This is a genomic window from Mesorhizobium alhagi CCNWXJ12-2 (genome assembly GCF_000236565.1).
Taxonomy (GTDB): domain Bacteria; phylum Pseudomonadota; class Alphaproteobacteria; order Rhizobiales; family Rhizobiaceae; genus Allomesorhizobium; species Allomesorhizobium alhagi.
Window position 1 is genome coordinate 1 of record NZ_AHAM01000292.1, and the last position, 20,843, is coordinate 20,843.

17 protein-coding genes and 2 pseudogenes are annotated in these 20,843 nt (G+C 62.2%); 6 read left to right on the forward strand and 13 right to left on the reverse strand.

Features of this window, described 5'->3' with window-relative positions:
• Both MAXJ12_RS30395 and MAXJ12_RS30410 read right to left on the reverse strand, forming a co-directional pair.
• The coding region (locus tag MAXJ12_RS30395; protein WP_008840008.1) for an LLM class flavin-dependent oxidoreductase at positions 1 to 492 on the reverse strand (492 nt) is incomplete at its 3' end.
• 466 nt (positions 493 to 958) lie between these two features.
• On the reverse strand, positions 959 to 1,612 hold the full coding sequence (locus MAXJ12_RS30410) for a hydrolase (protein ID WP_008840011.1): 654 nt from the start codon (positions 1,610 to 1,612) through the stop codon (positions 959 to 961).
• A gap of 292 nt (positions 1,613 to 1,904) precedes the next feature.
• Between MAXJ12_RS30410 and MAXJ12_RS38090 the strand changes: the two genes are divergently transcribed.
• The 4 genes from MAXJ12_RS38090 to MAXJ12_RS30430 all read left to right on the forward strand — a co-directional run bounded on the left by MAXJ12_RS38090 (position 1,905) and on the right by MAXJ12_RS30430 (position 5,392).
• On the forward strand, positions 1,905 to 2,018 hold the full coding sequence (locus tag MAXJ12_RS38090; protein WP_008840013.1) for a LysR family transcriptional regulator: 114 nt from the start codon (positions 1,905 to 1,907) through the stop codon (positions 2,016 to 2,018).
• A gap of 5 nt (positions 2,019 to 2,023) precedes the next feature.
• Entirely contained in the window at positions 2,024 to 2,959 is a 936-nt protein-coding gene (locus tag MAXJ12_RS30420; protein ID WP_008840014.1) for a pirin family protein, read from the forward strand.
• 25 nt (positions 2,960 to 2,984) lie between these two features.
• The gene (locus MAXJ12_RS30425; RefSeq protein ID WP_008840015.1) at positions 2,985 to 4,232 is read left to right on the forward strand and encodes a DUF5996 family protein; all 1,248 of its coding nucleotides are present in this window, start codon (positions 2,985 to 2,987) and stop codon (positions 4,230 to 4,232) included.
• A 155-nt stretch (positions 4,233 to 4,387) separates the two neighbouring features.
• A complete protein-coding gene (locus tag MAXJ12_RS30430) occupies positions 4,388 to 5,392 on the forward strand; it encodes a zinc-dependent alcohol dehydrogenase family protein (protein ID WP_008840016.1) in 1,005 nt (334 codons plus the stop codon).
• Between the two features lie 298 nt (positions 5,393 to 5,690).
• On the opposite strand, the gene MAXJ12_RS30435 is transcribed toward MAXJ12_RS30430, so the two are convergent.
• From MAXJ12_RS30435 to MAXJ12_RS30480, 10 genes and pseudogenes are all read right to left on the reverse strand, one after another.
• On the reverse strand, positions 5,691 to 6,872 hold the full coding sequence (locus MAXJ12_RS30435) for a Fic family protein (protein WP_244421659.1): 1,182 nt from the start codon (positions 6,870 to 6,872) through the stop codon (positions 5,691 to 5,693).
• Between the two features lie 432 nt (positions 6,873 to 7,304).
• A pseudogene (locus MAXJ12_RS30440) lies at positions 7,305 to 8,751 on the reverse strand (Y-family DNA polymerase); the annotation flags it as partial.
• Positions 8,666 to 9,423 (reverse strand): annotated as a pseudogene (locus tag MAXJ12_RS30445) (ImuA family protein). The pseudogenes MAXJ12_RS30445 and MAXJ12_RS30440, both read right to left, overlap by 86 nt.
• A gap of 376 nt (positions 9,424 to 9,799) precedes the next feature.
• Positions 9,800 to 11,224 (reverse strand): M20 family metallopeptidase, encoded by a 1,425-nt coding sequence (locus MAXJ12_RS30450; protein ID WP_008840019.1) that lies wholly within the window; start codon positions 11,222 to 11,224, stop codon positions 9,800 to 9,802.
• Positions 11,196 to 12,770 carry a gamma-glutamyltransferase gene (locus tag MAXJ12_RS30455; protein ID WP_008840020.1) on the reverse strand — a complete coding sequence of 525 codons (1,575 nt, stop codon included), beginning with the start codon at positions 12,768 to 12,770 and terminating at the stop codon, positions 11,196 to 11,198. Before MAXJ12_RS30455 ends, MAXJ12_RS30450 begins: the two co-directional genes overlap by 29 nt.
• A gap of 13 nt (positions 12,771 to 12,783) precedes the next feature.
• Positions 12,784 to 13,764 (reverse strand): ABC transporter ATP-binding protein, encoded by a 981-nt coding sequence (locus tag MAXJ12_RS30460; RefSeq protein WP_008840021.1) that lies wholly within the window; start codon positions 13,762 to 13,764, stop codon positions 12,784 to 12,786.
• Complete coding sequence (locus MAXJ12_RS30465; RefSeq protein ID WP_008840022.1) at positions 13,761 to 14,747, reverse strand: ABC transporter ATP-binding protein; 987 nt, start codon at positions 14,745 to 14,747, stop codon at positions 13,761 to 13,763. Before MAXJ12_RS30465 ends, MAXJ12_RS30460 begins: the two co-directional genes overlap by 4 nt.
• A gap of 7 nt (positions 14,748 to 14,754) precedes the next feature.
• Positions 14,755 to 15,651 (reverse strand): ABC transporter permease, encoded by an 897-nt coding sequence (locus MAXJ12_RS30470; protein ID WP_008840023.1) that lies wholly within the window; start codon positions 15,649 to 15,651, stop codon positions 14,755 to 14,757.
• Between the two features lie 4 nt (positions 15,652 to 15,655).
• Positions 15,656 to 16,573 carry an ABC transporter permease gene (locus MAXJ12_RS30475; protein ID WP_008840024.1) on the reverse strand — a complete coding sequence of 306 codons (918 nt, stop codon included), beginning with the start codon at positions 16,571 to 16,573 and terminating at the stop codon, positions 15,656 to 15,658.
• 70 nt (positions 16,574 to 16,643) lie between these two features.
• Complete coding sequence (locus MAXJ12_RS30480) at positions 16,644 to 18,140, reverse strand: ABC transporter substrate-binding protein (RefSeq protein WP_244421661.1); 1,497 nt, start codon at positions 18,138 to 18,140, stop codon at positions 16,644 to 16,646.
• A gap of 188 nt (positions 18,141 to 18,328) precedes the next feature.
• Here MAXJ12_RS30480 and MAXJ12_RS30485 point away from each other — a divergent pair, with 188 nt between their 5' ends.
• Complete coding sequence (locus MAXJ12_RS30485; RefSeq protein ID WP_008840026.1) at positions 18,329 to 19,105, forward strand: IclR family transcriptional regulator; 777 nt, start codon at positions 18,329 to 18,331, stop codon at positions 19,103 to 19,105.
• A 25-nt stretch (positions 19,106 to 19,130) separates the two neighbouring features.
• On the opposite strand, the gene MAXJ12_RS30490 is transcribed toward MAXJ12_RS30485, so the two are convergent.
• Positions 19,131 to 20,144: a 1-aminocyclopropane-1-carboxylate deaminase gene (locus tag MAXJ12_RS30490; protein WP_008840027.1), complete on the reverse strand. Its 1,014-nt coding sequence runs from the start codon at positions 20,142 to 20,144 to the stop codon at positions 19,131 to 19,133.
• A 144-nt stretch (positions 20,145 to 20,288) separates the two neighbouring features.
• Here MAXJ12_RS30490 and MAXJ12_RS30495 point away from each other — a divergent pair, with 144 nt between their 5' ends.
• Positions 20,289 to 20,768, forward strand: a complete 480-nt coding sequence (locus tag MAXJ12_RS30495; RefSeq protein ID WP_008840028.1) for an Lrp/AsnC family transcriptional regulator — start codon at positions 20,289 to 20,291, stop codon at positions 20,766 to 20,768.
• Positions 20,769 to 20,843: the final 75 nt, after the last annotated feature.

The following is a 20,843-nucleotide window of genomic DNA, read 5'->3' on the forward strand; positions in this document are numbered from 1 at the left end:
GACGCCCTCTCCGTGGAGGGCCGGACGAAAACGCCCAGACCAGGAGATGTTGGTCTCCTCGCCGAGTTTCAGGAACAGGTCGAGCTTTTCGGCGAAAAGGTCGTCATAGGCTCGCGTGTCAAGGCCGAACAGCGGAATGGCCTCTCCGAACGAGCCTCGCCCGACGACGATCTCGGCGCGTCCCCTGGAAATCAGGTCGAGCGTCGCGAATTCCTGAAAAACCCGGACGGGATCGGCAGCGCTCAGCACCGTTACCGCGCTCGTCAACCGGATGTTGCTTGTACGGGCAGCTGCGGCGGCAAGAATGACCGCTGGCGCGGAGTCAAGAAATTCGGCGCGATGGTGCTCGCCGATGCCGAAGACGTCGAGCCCGACGCGGTCAGCGGTTTCAACCTCATCAAGGAGGTCGGCCATGCGATCGGTCGCCGAGGGAAGTCGTCCGGTCGCCGGGTCGGGGAGGATGGCCGCGAAACTGTCGATGCCTATTTCCATGATGGGTTCTCGCAAATCACTATCGATCGTGATGGTGGGTGGCGCGTGCTACGCCGGTTCGGCGAAGCACGATGTGCTCTTCCCCGGGGTCGAACATCGAGATCCGGCCAGGGGCGACGGTCGCGGTCACCTCGTTCTGCAACACGTCCCAATGCTCGGCCAGCTTGCCGTCCTCGACCCGGAAGATGTCAAACGCTAACGTCCGTTACGGCCTGCGAGATCGCTTCGTGACCACGCGCCGAACGCTCGGGGTCGTGAAAGCTCCGCGTTTTCATCGCGGATGTTTCGGAACGCCGAGATGCGCTGAGTGGAGTCGCGTCGCCGAACGCCAGATCGAGGTTGGCCTGCATGATTGTCGCGAAATCCATCGCTGACTCCCTTATGGTAGCTTCGGATAGAACTGTGGATGACGAGGCCGGAGCCATTCCGGGCATGCCTCGGGCTCGCCTCGTCATCCGAACTCAGATCAGCCCGAAGTGCTCGGCACCGGCGTGTTTAGCAGTTGCTGCTCCCAGAGATAGGCGATAGCGCTGCCGCCGATGTGGTACTTGAGGGCGTCGTTCAATTCGGTCGCGGTCTCGGCCCGGGCCCAATCGCGTTGCCATTCGGAAGCCAGGGCCAGCCAAGTCATCATGTTGATGCCGGCTGCGATCATGCGCTGAATCGCGACCTCGTGGGCCTCGAGCGACGTGCCGCCCGACGCATCGGTGATCACGGTCACGTCCCAACCTTCTCCCGCCGCTTGGATCGCCGGCATCGCGACGCAGATCTCGGTCCACAGGCCGGCGATAATCAACTGCTTGCGGCCCGTCGCCTTGACCGCATCGACGACCTTTGGATCCTCCCAGGTATTGATGAACGTCCGGTCGATGACCTCCTGGTCGGGGAACACCTCGGTGACGTGCGGGAAGATGACGCCGCCGCGGGCGGCAATTACGCTGGTCAGAATCGTGGGAACGCCAAACACCTTGGCCACTTTAGCGAGCGCGGTCGTGTTGTTGACCACCGCCTGCGGATCGTGGCTGTTCAGGTTCGCCAGCTGGTAGGGCTGATGGTCTATCAGGACGAGTACGGAATCCTCGGGGCGAAGAAGCGAGGCAAGGCCGTTGCGAAAAGTCATTCCAATCTCCTGGGTCTCGAGGGAAGCGCTCATCTGCTGCTGGTAACTAACGAATACGTTCGCGCTTTGCGGTGCAGGACATGCCGCTCTGGTGCCGTTCTTGCTCCCTTTCCGGCTCGTCGCGACGCGGAGGCTTGAGTTCGTTCGGCTTCTCGGAAAGGGTGCGACCGAACTTCGACGGATCTGCCGGCGGGAATGCGTGAGTGCCAGACCGTGCGGCGAGCGCAGCAAGCGACATCTCCATCGGCGATCCTGCTCCTGCCACGCTGTGTCGCGAAACGGGGAACGCCGAATGGACATCGCAGACTTGCGGACGTTCGTGGAAGTTGCCGATGCCGGGGGCGTTTCGGCCGCCGGCTACGAGGATCGCTCGGCAGGATCAGGCGATCCGAAGACAAAGGGATGATGCACATGAGTTGGAACCCAGCACTTGAACCGGGCTGCCCGGACGAGGTCGGCATCGATGCGATCGAGACCCTGATCGTCCCGCGCTCCCGCGACCTCGGCGGTTTCGAGGTCCGGCGCGCCCTGCCCGCACCGAAGCGGCAGATGGTCGGGCCATTCATCTTCTTCGACCAGGCCGGGCCGGCCGAGCTGCTGACCGGGCAGGGCGTCGACGTCCGTCCGCATCCGCATATCGGCCTCGGCACGGTCACCTACCTGTTCAAGGGCGACTTCCATCACCGTGACAGCACCGGCGCCGACCAGATCATCCGTCCCGGCGCGCTGAACTGGATGGTCGCCGGGCGCGGCGTCACGCATTCGGAGCGTACCTCCGCGACGGCGCGGAGCGGCCCGAACAGCCTGTTCGGCATCCAGACCTGGCTGGCCTTGCCGGACAGCCACGAGGACGTGGCGCCCAGCTTTGAGCATCACGGCAAGGAGATGCTGCCCGTCATCGAAGACAGTGGCGTCTCGGTTCGGCTCATTCTCGGAAACGCCTATGGCAAGATCGCACCGGCGACGATGCTCTCCGAGACGTTCTACGCCGACGTGAGGCTCGAGCCGGGAAGCCGGCTGCCGATGCCGGACAACCACGAAGACCGCGGCATCTACATCGTCGAAGGCTCGATCTCGGTCGCGGGCCAGAACTTCGAGGCAGGGCAAATGATGGTGTTCCGGCCGGGGGACCGCATCTCGGTTGGCGCCGGGGACCGCGGCGCGCGACTGATGATCCTCGGCGGCGCGACCTTCAACGGACCGCGCTACATCTGGTGGAACTTCGTCGCCTCGTCGCAGGAACGCATCGAACGCGCCAAGGCCGAATGGCGCGCCGCGAACTGGGGCAAGGGGCGCTTCGATCTGCCCGTCGACGACCGCAACGAGCACATTCCCCTTCCGGAATGACCGAAACCAGCCTGGAGGAACCGAAATGACCAAATGGCCCGACCTCGATTACCTCAGCTGGCGCGAGACGTGTTCGGCTCTGCATCTCTATCTCCAGGTCGCCGGCAAATACCGGCTGGCGCACACACCGTGGCTGAACCATTCGTGGAACGCGACCTTCTACGTCACGCCGATCGGTCTGGTGTCCTCGCCGATTCCGGATGGACCGGGCATCGAGATCCTGTTCGATCTGCGCGAGCACAAGGTCGTGGGCACCTGCGGAAACGGTCGCAGAAAATCGTTCGATCTCGGGCCGATGACGGTCGCCAGATTCCACGCCAGTTTCGTGCAACTGATTTCGGATCTGGGCGGCACGCCGACGTTCAATGGGCAGCCGAACGAGGTGCCGAACCCGATACCCTTCGCCGAGGACGATCGCGACCGGCCGTACGACCGCGACGCGGTCCAGCGCTTCCACCAGGCCTTGATGGCGGTCGACAAGGTCTTCAATCGGTTCCGCACGTCGTTTCTCGGCAAGGCCAGTCCCGTTCATCTCTTCTGGGGCGCGCTCGACCTGGCGATCACCCGCTTTTCGGGCAGGCGCGCCCCGCTCCATCCGGCGGGCATCCCCGCCTTGCCGGACGACGTGGCGCAGGAGGCCTATGACCGCGAGGTGTCCTCGGCGGGCTTCTGGCCGGGCGGCAACGGCATCGACTATCCGGCCTTCTACGCCTACGCCTATCCGGCGCCGGCCGGCTACCGCGCAGCAGCGGTTCGGCCCGATGCCGCTTTCTGGCACGACGGCCTGTCCGAATTCGTCCTCCCCTACGATGCCGTGCGGTCGGCCGCCGATCCCGACGAAGCCCTGATGGCCTTCCTCGTCTCGACCTACGAGCCGGCGGCCGATCTGGGCGAATGGGACCGCGATCTCCTCGAATGCGCGCATGGAGCGCCGCGGCAGGTCCGCCGGCCCGACGCCGAAACGGTCGGGCCCGCGGCCTCGACCGGCAACGAGACGGTCGAGCGGGAGGATGGCGCGTCGAAGGGACGCTACCGCCTCGTCGTCGACGGCGTGGAGGCCGAGATGACGTACAGCCGGGCTGGCGAAGGCCTGATCATCATCGACCACACGGAAGTGCCTGCGGCCCTGCGCGGCCGCAAGGTCGGCGAGCGTCTGGTACGCCAGGCGATCGAGGACGCCCGCCGCGACGGTGTCGCCATCATGCCGCTCTGCCCCTTCGCGAAGGCGCAGATCGGCCGCCACCCGGAATGGCAGGACGTGCTGCGGCGCTGAAGCGAGGGCGGCGGCGGATCATGGCGTTGGTCGGCGCCACCTTGATCGGCCGGCCCGCTGCTCCCGAGAAAGTCGCCGGAATTAGAATGAGAGCAATGATGTGTACCTGCTAACGAGGCTCCTACCATCAATTGGGTTTGAGGAAAGGCAAGATCATGACCGACACCATGAAGGCAATGGTCCTCGAAAAGTTCGGTGGCTACGACGCGTTCGAGCTGCGCGATGTTTGCGTACCGGCTGTCGGACCGCGACAGGTCCGGGTGCGCGTTCACGCCACTGCCATCAATCCCCTGGACTATCAGATCCGCCGCGGCGACTATGTCGATTACGTGCCGCTCCCCGCCATCATCGGTCACGACGTTTCCGGCGTCGTGGAAGAGAAGGGGGCGGACGTGAGCGAGTTCGAGATAGGTGACGAGGTTTACTACACGCCCAAAATCTTCGGCGGCCCCGGCTCATATGCGGAGCAGCACGTTGTCGACGTCGATCTGGTCGCTCGCAAGCCGCACAATATCAGCCATCTGGAGGCTGCCAGCCTGACGCTGGTTGGCGGTACGATCTGGGAAGCTTTGGTGACCCGCGCCCAGCTTGCTGTCCATGAAACGATTTTGATCCACGGTGGCGCCGGCGGTGTGGGCACGGTGGCGATCCAGCTTGCCAAGGCGATGGGTGCGCGGGTCATCACGACGGCGCGCTCCAGCAACCATGAATTCGTACGTTCGCTCGGAGCGGACGAGGTAATCGACTACACCTCCGATGACTATGTCTCAACCGTGGCGGACCTGACGCATGGCAAGGGGGTGAACGTCGTGTTCGACACCATCGGCGGCGACACCCTGACGAAAAGCCCGCTCGCCCTCGCAGATGCCGGACGGGTGGTCAGCATCGTCGACATCGCACAGCCGCAAAACCTGATCGAGGCGTGGGGCAAGAATGCCGCTTATCATTTCGTGTTCACCCGGCAGAACCGCGGCAAGCTCGACGCGCTGACAAACCTTGTCGAACGCGGTCTGATCAAGCCTGTGATCGGCGCGGTGCTGCCTCTGGCTCGGGTCGGCGATGCGCATGAATTGCTCGAAGGCGGAAGCTCCCGTGGGCTTCGAGGTAAGGTGGCGATCGATGTTGTGGGCCAGACTGTCGAGCTTCCCACGCAGCGATAGATACAACGATAAGGCAGCGGTATTTTCCCGAAATACCCTCGTTTTCGGGACCGCAGCTATCCCCGCCTCCCGCCGGAAAGCGGCCTACTCACCCCTGTCGGCCATCGGAGGCGGCAGAAGTCGGAGATCTTGCGGGCAAGCAGTTTGGTATGCGGAAGGTCAGGCATGTGGTTAGGCGTCGGTATTCGATCCGGCCGATCGCCGGCTATCGGCGTTCCGTTCTATCAGCACGCACCGCGTAACCCAATCTCGCCGTCCCATCCGAGCGCCATGAAGCACGCAAACGATGTGAGCCGTGTCACCTGAAAGAAAGGGAACGCGGTTCCGGAGCATTGATTTCGGCGTCGGTGAACAGATTCGGAAACAACCGTTCCCTGAAATCGAGAGGAAACGCGATCCGCACCGGTGCCTTCGGGGTGTCTGATTTCAGGAAGCCTCGATCGACGAGATCAGATAGCGTGTTCCTTGCCGTGCGCTCGGAGGTCTTCAGCACGAAATTGGCCTCGCCGCGCGGCAGGCTCCCGTACCGCAATACTGCTGACACCAGATCAGGCGCTCGTTTGTCGTCGACAATATCTTTCACCAGGGCACGGTAGCGAGTCTCAAGCCGTCCGAGGTCGAACATTGCGGTCGAGAACCGCACCTGGTCGAGCGCAACTGTAAGGAACCATTCGACGAAATCCTTGAGTGCCGATTCCGAAAGATTTCCTCGGCGATCACGATCGCCTTGTCTGGGACTGTCCGCGTGATCCATCATGCGCTTGTATTCGCCACGATCTTTCAGGCCACGGGCGAGGCCTCGAGATATCGACCACAGGCCATTGCCTCCAATACCGGCCTTGAGCGCCATGGCGTGAGACATCAGGCGACTGACGCGGCCGTTGCCGTCTGGAAACGGGTGTATGTAATTGAGGCGATGATGAGCAGACGCAATCGCGATGATTCGCAGGCTCGCCTGCTTTTCGGCCATCGCATATCGTTTCTGGAAATACCCCATAAATGCCACCACCCTGCCAGGCGATGGCGGCTGATGGCGGCCGACAACGACGTCATGATCGGCGGACAACCGGAACTCGCCGGGCACGATCTCGGCTGTCATGCCGCCAGGTTTGTCGATGAACCGGAATTCCTCAGGCATCTCGTTGTAGAAGACACGATGAACCCAACGGATGAAATCGATCGAGGTCGGGATTGGCAACTCCCCACGCAACCCGAGGCCGTCAATCGTCCTCTGAACTTCGACATGGGCCTTGGCCTCTAAGGCGAGAGGACGGCGTTCCGGATCAATCGCGGCTCCGGCCAATGCTCTTTCAATATCTCGAGGTCGGGTGTTGTGGCCTTCGATTAAATTCGAATAGTAAGAATTCATGACGCGCACGAGATCGGCCAGTTCGGCAGCCGATTCCGGATGCAGGCCTCGGCCGAGTTCATCGGCGGCCTTCTGCAGCTCGATCGCCAGATCGGCCAGGACGGTCGGCACCGCGTCGTCAAAAAACAGCGGCTCGATACGGGCAGGGGTCTCAAGCATTCTTTGCCGATCTCTATCGCGTCTCAACGGCTTACAGTGTAACGCATTTTAGCCCACAAGTCTGCACAATTGCCGATATGAATTGCCGATCCATTTGCCGATCCCTTTGTGACTTTGGCCGCCGATAAGGACGCAGCCCAAAAATGCTTCAAAAAGGTCGGTCGGACAAAGCCGACCGGGCCCATGGCATTGCCGATGGCGTTACTGCCGCGCGGGTCCCGGGCGTTCGCCATTGCAGCCGAATCTCCTACCGCCGGCCAAGGCGCATATCCTCAGCGTCAAATGCATTTCCGCTTTATCGCGATGCCGAGTGCCTGGTAGGTGGTGACCTGCAGCTCGGCATATCGATTTGCGCCGGTCATCCGAAGATCCCGTGCATAAACCATAGCGCTCGCCGTTCTCGTCCTCGACCTGGAAATAATGCCTCACGGCCGCCAACTCGGCGTCGCGCTTCCACCATTCCCCGAAAACCCGTGCCGGGGCCGTCCGCCCGCTTCACGCGCCGGCGCACGCCGGGCCAGGTGAAGGTCACCGGCGGATGGTCGGGAAGAAGGGCGACCGTCTCGATAGGTTCGGGCCGTGGCAGCAACCTCGACGGCGCGGCCAATGGCCAGGCCAGCCCTCGCCGGTATCAGGCGCCATCGGCGCAATGCGCTGGACCGACCGTTCGGGAACGTCGCTCTGCACCGGGGCGAAGCGATAGAGCCGGTCCTCGCCGACACGGTTGGCGAGGATGTCGATCACATCCGAGACGTCGGGTTCGGGCGCCTCGGCAAGCGAGGAAATCATCTGCTTGGACCGCAGCGGCTCGGCAACGGTCGCGGCAAGCCGCATCAGCTCGACGCCGAACCCTGGATCGATGGTTTCTATCTTGTCGGTGAGCAGCCGGGTCAGACGCTTCACATCGCGCACCGGCATTGCTGTGCCGACACGGATCGCCTCGACGTGGTTATCGACACGGAAGAACAAAAGATCGAGCCGGCGCGCGCCCTGCCCTCGCGCCTCAAGTTCGGCGCAGAGCTTTGCCACCAGCTTGCCCGTATAGCGGGCGATCGTCTCGGCCGCGCCGATGGGCTCCGCAAAATTGCGGCAGACTTCGACGATCTCCTGCGGCCGGGTCAGCTCGATCGGTTCGCTCACTCGGGCGAACGCCTGGTCGAGGCGTCGGCCGGGTTCCGGTCCAAAACGCAGCGCCAGTGCCGCGCGCGGTGTGACGGCAAGATCCGCAATTGTCTCGAAGCCGAGTTGCCTTAGACTGTCAACCGTGCCGGCGGCCAAGCGAAAGCGCTGCAACCGGCAAGGGCAGGACTGCCTGCGCCGTCTCGCCGGATGGAACCACAAGGATCTGCCGCGTGCCGAAGCGGGCTAGCGCGTGGGCTGCGCCCCATGTGTCGGCAACCGCGGCGCGCGCCGCGATGTGGGATGCGCCAAGCCGCGCCACCATCTCGGTAAGCATTGCCGCCTCGCCACCATGCAGATGATCGGCGCCGGTCGTATCCATAACGAGGCCGTCCGGCGGATCGGCAGCGACGATCGGCGCGTAGCGGCGCAACGCCCACAGCGCCAACCGCTCGAGCGCGTCGAGATCTGCTTCCGGTTCTGCGTCATGAACGATGAGGCCCGGAACGAGTGCCTGCGCCTTGCTCGCCGGCATGCCGATGCGCAGGCCGGCTGCGTGCGCTGCCGCGTCGGCGGCAAGCACAACACGGCGGCGACCATCACGGCCGATCAAAACGAGCGGCGTCTCAGGCGGAGGCGCGGCGTCGCCCGAGTTCCTTCTGAAGCGGTCCGTCGGCCACATCGGAAGGAAGAGCGATACGACCCTTGGCATCGCAAGCCTCCACAATAAAATCTGCACTCTCTCCGGCCCGGCATCGGATCAGCTCGAGATGCCAGCGGGCCCGTCCAATCCCCGGAACCGGCAATGGGGTCGACGGCAGGACCGACACCCGCCAGCGGGTCTCGGCGGCGGTCGGCTGGCCAAAGTCGGTCGCTTCGGTCTGGCGGCGCCAGCGGCGAATGGCAATGCCGATTGCACCGGAACTCTCCGCGGCGAGCTGCAGGCGCCGCGAGGCCGTCATCGAGAGCCGGGTAACCTCGGCAACGACAGCGCCAAAGCCGCCACGAAGGCCCTCGTCAAACAGGCGAGGACGGATTTTTCGTCACCGGCCTCGACATAGATCACCCGTCCCGGAGGAAGGCCGGCCTGTTCGATGGCCGGCGCGAAAAGATCGGGCCGGGTAACGCACCACAGCACCTTGCCCACCATGCGCGCGGCAATACCGGCAGCGAAGAGTGCCGCGGCTGCGCCATCGACGGCGCTGTTTCCACCGCCCGCGATCTCCTGCAGGCCGCCAAAAGCCAATCCCCCTCCCGGCAGAACCCTGTCGATCGCGGCCACTCCGAACGGCAAAACCGTGCGGATGCGCGCATTTGAGCCTTCGAGGCGCGCGATGCGTTCTCGAAGCCCGGAAATGGCAGCAGGGGGCGCCGATACACTCATCTGACCCTTGAAACGCGAAAGCCTGAATTTGTTCTACATTTGTTCTCGTACCCATCAAGAGTCAACCGGGATGATATCGTGCCCCTGCGGAAGGAGGCATTCGATGCTCGGGCCATATCCTTCAATGCGAAAAATGCGAGTTCCATTTTGGAGTTTGGGGCACCACGGAATGTCCGAAAATTGTAGCATACTTCGGACATGCCTATAGTTGAGCCCGATACCGATCTTCGCTCGCGCCTGCTTGCCCGCATTGAATCCAAACCCGTCGAGGTCTGGACCCCCCGGCGACTTCGCCGATCTGGGCGCGCGCGCCGCCACCCGCCGGGGCGCTGCGCCGGATCGACCGAGGCCTCTATGACCGGCCGTAGCGACAACGTCATGAAAATGTCGATGACCTCCTTTCTCCGATGTCCCAGAAAAGTCCTGTCATCATCGTCAGCGCTTCTTCCGTCATCGAGACGAGCGCATGCTCGTTGGGAGCGTGCTGCGAGCAGCCGGGATAAGAGTGGGGCACCCAGACCGTGGCGAGGCCGAGGATTTCTGCAAAGGTCTCGTTGGGCAGCGATCCGGCAAGGTTGGGCAGGACGGCTGGTTTCTTGCCCGTGGTCCTGGCGATGGACTCCTTCACCCGCGTCACCCAGGGATGATTCGGGTCCAGTCGCGTGGCGCGGAAAAAACCCCGATCGGCCGGAACGATCTCGACATCGGTAAAACCGTGCCTGTCGAGATGGCGGCGCAACGCCGGCAGGATGTCGTCCGGCTGCGTACCCACCACATAGCGCAACTGGCAATGGGCCTTGGCGCGGGCGGAAATGGCGTTTACGGGCGCTTCGGGCACGCCGCTTGACTGTGCCAGAACGGCAAAGCTGTTCCAGCCGAAAACGCGCTCCGAAGGCGTCAGGCTCTCCTCACCCCAATCGGGATCGATCTTGGGGCCGTCATAGCCGCCGACCGGGCAATCCTTCAGGACCTCGCGCACGGCAGGCGTGAGGCTCGTTGGGCGCCATTCGGGAATCTGGATCTGGCCGCGCCGGTCGACGATGCTTGCAAGTGCGTGGGCAAGCACAATCGCCGGATCGCGGAGCAGGCCGCCCCAGTTGCCCGAATGATGTGCGCCTTCGCGCAGATCGACGACAAGATCAAAATTGATGGCGCCGCGCGATCCCATGAAAAGGGTTGGACGCTCGGGATGCAGCCTGGGACCGTCTGAGGCGATCAGGACATCGGCGGCAAAGAGGTCACGGTTTTGCCGGAACAATTCCGCCAGACCGGGCGATCCACATTCCTCACCCATTTCGATGATGATCTTGCAGTTGAAATCGAGCCGCCCCTTTTCGGCGATGACTGCCCGCAGCGCTGCGATGTTAATGCAGTGCTGGCCCTTGTTGTCGGCGGTGCCGCGTCCGTAAAGGCGGTCCCCTTCCCTAACAAGTCTGAAGGGATGCAGTCCTTCCCGCCACTGCTCGGTCTGGGCACGGATGACGTCGCCATGACCGTAGACGAGGATCGTTTCAAGGGCGGGGTCCTCGATCCGCTCGGCGAGGAGGAACGGCACGCCGGGATCGACCGGATTTTGCAGTATTTGAGACGTGAAACCGAGCGCATCGAGCTTTGGGGCGATTTCATCGACCAGATACCGCCTGAGTTCCCGCCGCTTTGCGGGCTCCTGGCTCTCCGTCTCGAAGGCGATCATGCGGCCAAGCTCTTCTTCGAAGGCGCCAGAGGCAAGATAATTGTTGATGCGCGCCATCGCGCCGTCGCGGGTAGTCACGTCAAGCTCCTTCCTTCTCGTGCACGGCATCGCCCCATGGCGACATGATTTCCGTGCAGCCCATATTCATGCCGTTCTCCCGCAGGACGCCCGCGGGGCAGGCAAAGGCATAGGGAAAAACCGTCCGTTTCGATGTCACCACCGGGTGGACGTCCCCCAGCGCCTTGATGACATCCGGCGGCAGGGTCTCGTCGGCGATGATCGTGCCGCCGCCACTGTTGTCGATGCGCGGATGGTGGAAAGCGTCCTCTAGCGACATGTCGAAATCCATCAGGAAGGATGTGAGGTTGAGCACCGCGGGCAGGATTTTCCGCCCGCCCGACGCGCCGATGGCGAAGCGCCTTCCACCCTTCTCGCCGATGGTGGGGCAGATGTTCATCAGGCAGGCCTTGTCGGGTGCGAGCGAATTGGGTTTGCCGGGCTCGGGATCGAACCACATGATGCCGTTGTTCATGAGAAGGCCGGTCGACGGCGAGACGACGCGCGAGCCGAATATGCTCAAAAGCGTCTGCGTGACCGCGCACATATTGCCGTTTTTGTCGACGACGCTGAAATGCGTGGTGCAGGACGGGGCGTGAGGCGGCTCGACATCGCCCATTTCCAAAAGGCGCCGTTTATAGGTCCCGGAAAGGGCGCGAGCGGTTTGAGCAAAGCTCACTGCATCCGGCCGCCCGCCGGGCACAAAAGCAGCGTCCATCGTTGCCAGGCATTCGACCAGATTGGGACCGGCGGTCATGCCTTCGGCGGCGCGCACGATACCGCCGCGATAGGATACGTCGATCGTTGGTGTCAGCCTTGCGCGATAGGAGGCGAGGTCGTCGCGGGAAATACAGCCGCCCTTTGCCTCTACGTCGGCCGCGAGGGCGGCCGCGATGTCACCTTCGTAGAAGTCGCGAGGTCCTGCCTCGGCCAGTCGCAGCAGCGTTTCCGCCATGCGGCTCTGGTCGAGCCGTGTGGAAGAAAGCGCCGTCCAGCCGGCGATTTTCGGCCATTGTCCGCCATCGAGAAAGAGAGCGGCCGCATCCGCGTCCTTCGCCAGTTCGCGCGCCGTGGAGGCGATCAGAAGCGAAGCATACCAATCGACCAGCAGGCCCTTCCTGGCCAGACCGACCGCCGGCATCAAAAGCTCTTTCCAGTCAAGCGCACCGTACTTCTGGTGGGCGAGTGCCATCCCCGCCACGGTGCCGGGCACGGCGATCGCGGTTGCACCCTGAACATTCAGGTCGTCCACCACCGCGGCCCACGGGAAAAGATCCCCGGCCCGTCCTTCTCCCGACAGCGGATAATTGGCCGGATCAAGGGCTGAAGGCGAGCGCATGCCGAATTGGATCGTCTGCGCCTGCTGTTGGTACTCCCGCCAGATCGTCATCGCCCCGCCGCCGGCTGGGCCGCTCATCCACGGTTCGACGACGCCGATGGCAAACGAGGTTGCCACGGCAGCGTCCACCGCATCGCCGCCGGCTTCCAGCACCGCCGCACCGATTTCGGCGGCCACTTTATGCTGCGCGGCGACGACGCCGTTTCTGGTCGTGGCGACATGTTTGCGCACGATCTGCGAGCGCGAGAGGTTACTCATTTTCTGATCCAGGCTAGTGCGCTGCTGCGCCGCTGTAGAGATGACAGTCCACGTGCCCGCCTTCGTTGCCGATACGCGGCGGCGGGGTGGTCTTGCAGATGTCGCGGACTTGCGCGCAACGCGGGTGAAACCGGCAGCCGGAGGGTGGCGAAATCGGATTCGGGTAGGATGCGCCGAGATGCGTGTCGGGCACGGAGAGGCAAGGATCAGGGGTGAGGACCGATTCCAGAAGCGCCTTCGTGTAGGGGTGGCGTGGATTGGCAAAAAGCGCCGCCGCCGCCGCTTCTTCCACGATCTGGCCGAGATACATGACCGCCACCCGTGTCGCCAGGTGCTCCACTACCGCCAGATTGTGGCTGATGAAGAAATAGGTGAGCCCCAACTCCTCCCGCAGATCGCCAAGCAGGTTGAGAATCTGCGCCTGCACGGATACGTCGAGCGCGGAGGTCGGTTCGTCGCAGACGACGATTTCCGGTTTCATGATGAGCGCGCGCGCAATGGCCACGCGTTGGCGCTGGCCGCCGGAAAGTTGATTGGGGTAGCCCCGGCGCACGCGCGCGGGAAGCCCCACCAGATCGAGCATGCGCGCCACCGCCTGCGACCGGGACGCGCTGTCGCCGATGTCGTGGACCACCAGCGGCAGGGCGATGATGTCCTCGATGCTTTTGCGCGGATTGAGTGAGGAATAAGGATCCTGGAAGATGGGTTGGAGACGCCGTGCCAGATGCCGGCGCTCGCGTGGGTCGATTTCTTTGCCGTCCACCAGCACCTTGCCGGCAGTGGGCGCTTCGAGGCCGAGCAGGATTTTCGCGAGCGTGGACTTGCCGCAGCCGGATTCGCCGACAAGGCCGAGCACATCCTTCTTGTGCAGGCACAGGCTCACACCACCCAGCGCATTGAGCGGCTTCGCCTTGGCGAACAGGCCCTGCTTGACCTGGTAGGTCTTGGTTATGGCGGCCAGTTCCAGGAGGGGTCGCGTGGTTGTCCGGGTCATGGCGACAACCTTTCAGCAGCCTGATGAATGCAGCGCCAGGCGTGCCCGCTTTCCATACGTCGTTCGGGAATGGCGGCGGTGCAGGCTTCTTCGGCGACGTCACAGCGGGCGCGGAAGGCGCAACCTTTCACCCTGCCCACAAGCGAGGGCACCATGCCTGGAATGGAGCCCAGATGCTCGCCCGGCTTCGACCTGCCCGGCACCGGAATGCAGCGCAGGAGCCCTCGCGTATAGGGATGGCGGGGGTGCCCGAATATCTCTTTGGCGGTGCCCTGCTCCACCACCTCGCCGGCATACATAACGGCAACTTTGTCGGCGACGCGCGCCACGACACCCAGATCATGGGTGACAAGGATCATCGCCATGTTCATCTCGCGCTGCAGATCGGCGAGCAGCCTGAGTATCTGCGCCTGGATGGTGACGTCGAGCGCCGTGGTGGGTTCGTCCGCGATGATGAGTTCGGGCTCGCACATGAGCGCCATGGCGATCATGACGCGCTGACGCAGACCGCCGGAAAGCTGGTGCGGATATTGCGAGAGGCGGTTCTCGGCGGCGGTAATGCCGACTTTTCCAAGGAGTTCGATGGCGCGCATGCGGGCTTGCACCCGGGTTGCCTTGCGGTGCAGCAGATAGGCCTCGGCCAGTTGGTCGCCAATCGTGTAGGCGGGGTTGAGCGATGTCATCGGCTCCTGGAAGATCATCGCCATGCGGTTTCCGCGCAAATCGCGCATCTGCCGCAGTTTCTGGCTCATCAGGTCGATGCCGGCGAAATCCAGCCGGGTGGCGGCACGTTGAAGCTTCTTGGACAGAAGGCCCATGATCGCGAGCGAGGTCAGCGACTTGCCGCTGCCGGACTCGCCGACAATGCACAGGGTTTCGCCACGCTTCAGATCGAAGCTGATACCGCGCACGGCATGCATCGTGTTTTGCGACATCGGAATGTCGATCGTGAGGTTCCGGACGCTCAGGATGGGGTCGCTCATGATCGTCTCATCCCCTGTTTTCCGGCGCGGTGACGTCTCGCAGACCATCGCCCAGAAGATTGATGGCCAGGACGAGGATGAAAAGCGCTATGCCGGGAATGGCGATCAGCCACGGCTCGAACAGCATCATCTGTTTGCCCTCCGATATCATCAGGCCCCATGAGGGCGTCGGCGGCTGCACGCCGAGACCGAGGAAGGAGAGCGCGGCTTCAAGAAGAATAGCATGCGCCATCTCCAGTGTCGCCACGACGATGAGGTTGTTGACGATGTTGGGCATGATCTCGGACAGGATGATACGTCGGGTCGAGCAGCCGATGGCCTTGGCCGCATTGACATATTCGAGGTCGCGCACCTGCAGAACCGAGGAGCGCATGACGACGGCGAAGCGGTCCCACAGGAGCAGGCCGAGCACCGTCACCACCACATGCAACGACCCGCCGAGGATCGCGACGACGGCAAGCGCCACCAGCACTACGGGCATCGCCAGCCGCACATTGATGAGAAAGGTGACGACAAGGTCCACGCGGCCGCCGAAGTAGCCGGCAGCAACCCCCATGGCGGTACCGATCAGGCCCGAGATAAGCGCCGCGATAAAGCCGATCGCGAGCGAAATGCGCGCGCCATAGAGGAGCCTTGCCAGATAGTCGCGGCCGAGATGGTCGGTGCCGAGAATATGGTCCGGATCGCTGCCGTTCATCCAGAAGGGCGGCTTCATGCGCGCCAGCAGATCCTGCGAATAGGGATCATGTCCGGCGAGGAGAGGCGCGAAAAGCGCGATCAGAATGATGATGAAGAGGACCGTGATACCGAACACCAGCCCGTAATGGCCGAAGATGCGCCGGCGCAGCAGAGCGGCCGGGCTCGGCGCGCGGATTTCCTCGGCCGCTGGGGACACAGTGCCCATCGCGTCAGCCCACCCTGATCCGGGGGTCGAGCCAGGCGTTGGCCAAGTCCGACAGGAAGGTGAAGATGATGTAGAAGCAGGAGAAGATCAGGATCAGCGCCTGCACTGTCGGCAGATCGTTGCGGGCGATGGATTCCCAGGCGAGATAGCCCGCGCCGTGAAGCGCGAAGATCGATTCCACCACGATGGAGCCGCCCAGCATGAAGCCCATCTGCACGGCAGCAAGGCTGACAACCGGCACGATCGCGTTGCGCAACGCATGTTTGAACATGACACGCATTTCGCTGGCCCCTTTGGCGCGGGCGGTGCGGATATAGTCGGCGCCGAGCACCTCCAGCATGCCCGCCCGGGTGAGCCGCATGATCGCGGGCATCGCGTAGTAGCCGAGCACCACTGTCGGCATGATGAAGTTCTGCCAACCGGATGAACCGGAAGGCGGCAGCCAATTGAGCTGGATGGAGAAGATGACAATCAGCACCAGCCCGAACCAGAAGCTCGGCATGGCTTGCCCCATCACGGACAAAAACAGCGCTGCACGGTCGATAAAGGAATTGGGCCGCATGGCCGCCACCACGCCGAGCGGCACGGCGGTTAGGAGTGCAAAGGAAATGCCACACACACCAAGCAGCATCGTGACCGACAGACGGTCTGCGATGAGCGTCGAGACCGGCAGCTTGAAATAATAGCTCTGTCCAAAATCGCCGCGAAGGGCGCCGGATAGCCAGTCGCCATACTGCACGAGGAATGGCCGGTCGAAGCCGTAAAGCGTGCGAATAGCCTCGATGTCGGACGCGCTGGCATTTTCTCCCGCGATGGCCGAGGCCGGATCGCCGGACATGAAGAGCAGGCTGAAGCTGAGGAGCGACACGGTCAGCGTCACCAGCACCACGAGCCCAAGGCGTTTCAGCGCAAAAACGAGCATCTACGACCCCGAAAAGCAAAAGCTGGTCGGCACACGGGCGAGATTCCCAACCCGGTGCGCCGACGCGAAGCTAGTTCCAGCGTGCATGGAAAAAGCGCACGACCTCGTCCGATGTCGGCGTGTATTCCAGTTCCTTGGAGAAGACGTAGTTGGAATTGTAGGAGAACAGCGGAACCCAATAGGCCTGATCTGCGATCTTCCTCAACGCTTTCGAATAGTTCTCCTCGCGCACGGCGGGATCAATCGAGGTGTCCGCAGTGTCCAGCCATGCCTTGACCTCATCGTCACGGGCGAAATCCTCCGCACCGTGCTTGAAGAACTCGCTGGTGATGGCCGAAACATCATTCACCGAATAAGAGCCCCAGCTTTGGAAGCTCATGCTGGTCTCGCCGTTGCGACGCAGGTCGCGCAAGGCGGAATATTGAAGATATTTGAGATTTGCGGTGATGCCCACCTCGGCAAGGTAGGCGAGCATGGCTTCGGCATATGCGCGGTCGCGATAGGCATAAAGGTCGATGGCGAAACCATCCGGATAGCCGGCCTCGGCCAGCAGGGCCTTGGCCTTCTCCGGGTCGTAGTCATAAGCGGCCACATCCTGTTCGCAGCCGAACTGCGAGGAAAAGCAGGCGGCGTTCACTATCTTGGACTTGCCCTTGAGCAGGTTGTCGACGATGGCCTGTCGGTCAATGGCATGATTGATCGCCTGGCGGACGGCCAGCTTGGTCACAGGATTATCGGTGCCGCTGCGGCCCGCCGCATCCAGCTCTAGATAACCAACGCGCATCGTGCTTTCGTTGACGACGTTGAAGCGCCCTGTGGCGGCAAGTTTCTCTGCCTGGTCGGAAGGCACGCCCCAGATGAAATCAAGGCCGCCGCTGAACAGCTCGGCAAGTTGCGTGTTGACATCCGGAATGGTGCGGATGTCGACCGTGCCGATCGTCGCCTTGCCTTTCGGCCCGTCATGGTAGCCATCGAATTTCTTCAAAACGAAGTGCTTGCCGGGTTCAACGCTTTCGACCTGATAGGGCCCCGTGCCGACCGGCTTCAGCCCCATGCCTTTCGGTCCGACCTCGGCGTAATATTCGTTCGGATAGATTGATACGGGCCCGGCGAGATATTCGAGCGCGGCCGGGAACGGGCCCTTGGTGACGATGCGGACGGTATATTTGTCGACTTTGGTGGCCTCCTTCATCCAATTCACGTTGCGCTGCGTGACGACGCCGTTTGCCGGATCCGCCACGAAGTTGACCGTAAAGACGACGTCGTCGGCGTCGAATTCCTCGCCATTGTGGAAGGTCACTCCCTCGCGCAGCTTAAATTCCAGCGTGGTGTCGTCGACCCATTTCCAGGACGTCGCGAGGTTGCCCTCATATTTGCCGGTCGCCTGGTTGAGATAGATCAGCCCATCCCAGATGGTCCGCTGGAGGATGACGCCCTCGCGGGCTGAATTGAAATAGCTGTCGACCGATTCCAGCTCCTTCGTGAAAGCGGCCTTGAGCGTGTCGCTCGCCTTATCGGCCATGGCCTCGCCACCGGTCATCATGACGGCCATTGCGACTGAACTCATCAAAAGACGTGGATCCATCTGCTTTCAAACCGGCGAACCGGCCCCTCTGGCTACTGACTTCGTATTATATTACGATACAGACAACTGTAATACGGTTCAGCGTATTAATCGGGTTAAGGCTTGTCAAGAAGCGCTCAAGAGCCGACACCGCGCATGGCATCTGGGTAGCGAAAAAAAGAGACACGGGATTGAGCAAGGAAAAACAGGACACTTTGTTCGTCGGATCGCTCGAAAAAGGCATGCGCATCCTGAGCGCTTTCGACGAGCGGCACAGTGCATTGGGGCTGACGGAAATTGCTGCATTGACACGGCTCGACAAAAGCGCCGTGCAGCGGCTGACCAACACGCTGCACAAGATCGGCTATCTCAACAAGGATCCCGAATCCCGGCGTTACCGCCCGTCGTTGAGGTGCCTGGAACTTGGCAACGCCTATCTTTGGTCTGATCCCCTCGTGCAGTTGGCCATGCCAAAGCTGATCGAGCTTGGCCGCAAGCTGGGTGAGCGCGTTAACGTAGCGCGGCTCGACGGACATGAGATCGTTTATATCATCCGCATTCCGACACAGCTGACGAGCTTTGGCGCCATGATCGCGGGCCGACGCCTGCCCGCACTCACGACCTCCAGCGGCCGCGCCATGATCGCCTGTCTTGACGAAAGCGAGCGCAAGGAGGCGGTGGAAACATGGCCGATTGTTGCCTTGACGCCGAAGACGACGCTCGACCGAACGAAGATTGCCGCCGCAATCGAAGATGCGGCAGCGTGCGGCTATGGGCTGACGCAGAACGAAAACATTCTGAACGAGATCGGCATTGCCGCCCCTATCCTTGCTGCCGACGGGCGCCCAATGGCGACCGTGCAGTGCTCTGTATCCAGCCTGAGATGGAGCATTGACAGAGTGCGAACGGAAATCGCGCCGCACATCATCGAGGTCGCGAATTCCATTCATCTGGCAAAACGGGGGTAGCTCCGCGACGTTCGTGCCACCAGCGTCACCCGTTGCGGAATGTGTAGCTGTAGCCGTTGATCGCCGGCACCCCGCCGAGATGGGCATAGAGCACCTTCGATCCCTCCGGGAAGAACCCTTTCTTCACCAGATCGATCATGCCCTGCATGGATTTCCCCTCATAGACCGGGTCCGTCATCATGCCTTCGAGCCGGGCGCAGATCCGAATCGCCTCCTTCGTCTCCTCGGAGGGGACGCCGTAGAGCGGATAGGCGTAGTCCTCCATCAGCACTACGTCGTCCACGGAAATCGCGGCGCCAAGCTCGACCAGGTCCGCCGTCTTCTGCGCGATGTCGAGCACCTGTGCCTTGGTCTGCTTGGGCGTGGCGGAGGCGTCGATGCCTATCACATTGCGCTGCCGTCCATCCTTGGCGAAACCGACCACCATGCCGGCATGGGTAGAGCCCGTCACGGTGCAAACCACGATGTAGTCGAACTTGAAGTCGAGCTCGGCTTCCTGGGCGCGAACCTCCTCGGCGAAGCCGACATAGCCGAGCCCGCCATATTTGTGCACCGATGCCCCCGCGGGGATGGGATAGGGCCTGCCGCCCTTCGCCTCCACATCCTTCAGCGCGTTTTCCCAGCTTTGCCGGATGCCGATGTCAAAGCCTTCGTCGACCAGTTCCACATCCGCGCCCATTACGCGGCTGAGCAGAATGTTGCCGACGCGATCATAGACGGCATCCTCATGCGGCACCCAGCTTTCCTGTATCAGCCGACATTTGAAACCGATTTTGGCGGCCGTCGCTGCCACCATGCGCGTGTGGTTCGACTGCACGCCGCCGATCGAGACCAGCGTATCGGCCCCCGAGGCGATGGCGTCAGGGACGATATACTCCAGCTTTCGCAGCTTGTTGCCGCCGAAGGCAAGACCCGAGTTGCAGTCTTCACGCTTGGCGTAGAGTTCCACCTTGCCTCCCAGATGCGCCGACAGGCGCTCCAGCTTTTCAATGTGGGTGGGGCCGAAGGTGAGCGGATAACGGGGGAATTTTTGCAGCATGTGCAGCCTTTCAGGAGCAGGGTTGAGAAAGAGAAGTTAACCCATCTCGCCTGGAAGGTGCTTTCTAAGGGGGCGGATTCCCTATAAATATATGCGTAAAGATCACTGTTTTGCTTTTGTTTCTCTCACCAAATGGCCTCTCTAATGAAAGAATCTTCCGAAGGTACGCAGCTGGATCGGATTGACAGCAAAATTCTCCGCCAGTTGCAGCGTGACGGCAGGCTGAGCAATTCGGATCTGGCGAAACTGGTCGGTGTCAGTCCGGCAACCTGCCATCGCCGAACCGAGCGTCTGTTCCGGGAGGGATATGTTCGCGGCGTTCATGCCGACATTGACCCAAAGTGCATCGAGCGGGGTGCTCTGGTGATGGTCGGCGTCGTCCTGGATCGCTCGACGCCGGAGAGTTTTGCTGCCTTCGAGACGGCGATTCGAAAACTTCCTTTCATCCTTGATTGCCATCTGGTAGCCGGCGATTTCGACTACTTTCTGAAGATCCGCGTGCGCGACATGGCTGATTTCAACCGATTGCACGGCAGCCAGCTCATCGCCCTTCCAGGGGTGCGCCAAACACGCACGTTCTTCGTAATGAAAGAGGTCGTCGACGGCGCGATCCTAGACTTTTAATCGGCTTTAAAGCCGTACTCCATCGCGATTGCCGCTACGAGATCGAGGGTTCGGGAACGCTCTTCTCCAACCACA

Bases quoted from the DNA above. Each gene is read 5' to 3' on its own strand.
- MAXJ12_RS30410 (WP_008840011.1), bottom strand. From the start codon at position 1,612: ATGACTTTTCGCAACGGCCTTGCCTCGCTTCTTCGCCCCGAGGATTCC.
- MAXJ12_RS38090 (WP_008840013.1), top strand. From the start codon at position 1,905: ATGGACATCGCAGACTTGCGGACGTTCGTGGAAGTTGCCGATGCCGGG.
- MAXJ12_RS30420 (WP_008840014.1), top strand. From the start codon at position 2,024: ATGAGTTGGAACCCAGCACTTGAACCGGGCTGCCCGGACGAGGTCGGC.
- MAXJ12_RS30425 (WP_008840015.1), top strand. From the start codon at position 2,985: ATGACCAAATGGCCCGACCTCGATTACCTCAGCTGGCGCGAGACGTGT.
- MAXJ12_RS30430 (WP_008840016.1), top strand. From the start codon at position 4,388: ATGACCGACACCATGAAGGCAATGGTCCTCGAAAAGTTCGGTGGCTAC.
- MAXJ12_RS30450 (WP_008840019.1), bottom strand. From the start codon at position 11,224: ATGCCGTGCACGAGAAGGAAGGAGCTTGACGTGACTACCCGCGACGGC.
- MAXJ12_RS30455 (WP_008840020.1), bottom strand. From the start codon at position 12,770: ATGAGTAACCTCTCGCGCTCGCAGATCGTGCGCAAACATGTCGCCACG.
- MAXJ12_RS30460 (WP_008840021.1), bottom strand. From the start codon at position 13,764: ATGACCCGGACAACCACGCGACCCCTCCTGGAACTGGCCGCCATAACC.
- MAXJ12_RS30465 (WP_008840022.1), bottom strand. From the start codon at position 14,747: ATGAGCGACCCCATCCTGAGCGTCCGGAACCTCACGATCGACATTCCG.
- MAXJ12_RS30470 (WP_008840023.1), bottom strand. From the start codon at position 15,651: ATGGGCACTGTGTCCCCAGCGGCCGAGGAAATCCGCGCGCCGAGCCCG.
- MAXJ12_RS30475 (WP_008840024.1), bottom strand. From the start codon at position 16,573: ATGCTCGTTTTTGCGCTGAAACGCCTTGGGCTCGTGGTGCTGGTGACG.
- MAXJ12_RS30480 (WP_244421661.1), bottom strand. From the start codon at position 18,140: ATGAGTTCAGTCGCAATGGCCGTCATGATGACCGGTGGCGAGGCCATG.
- MAXJ12_RS30490 (WP_008840027.1), bottom strand. From the start codon at position 20,144: ATGCTGCAAAAATTCCCCCGTTATCCGCTCACCTTCGGCCCCACCCAC.
- MAXJ12_RS30495 (WP_008840028.1), top strand. From the start codon at position 20,289: ATGAAAGAATCTTCCGAAGGTACGCAGCTGGATCGGATTGACAGCAAA.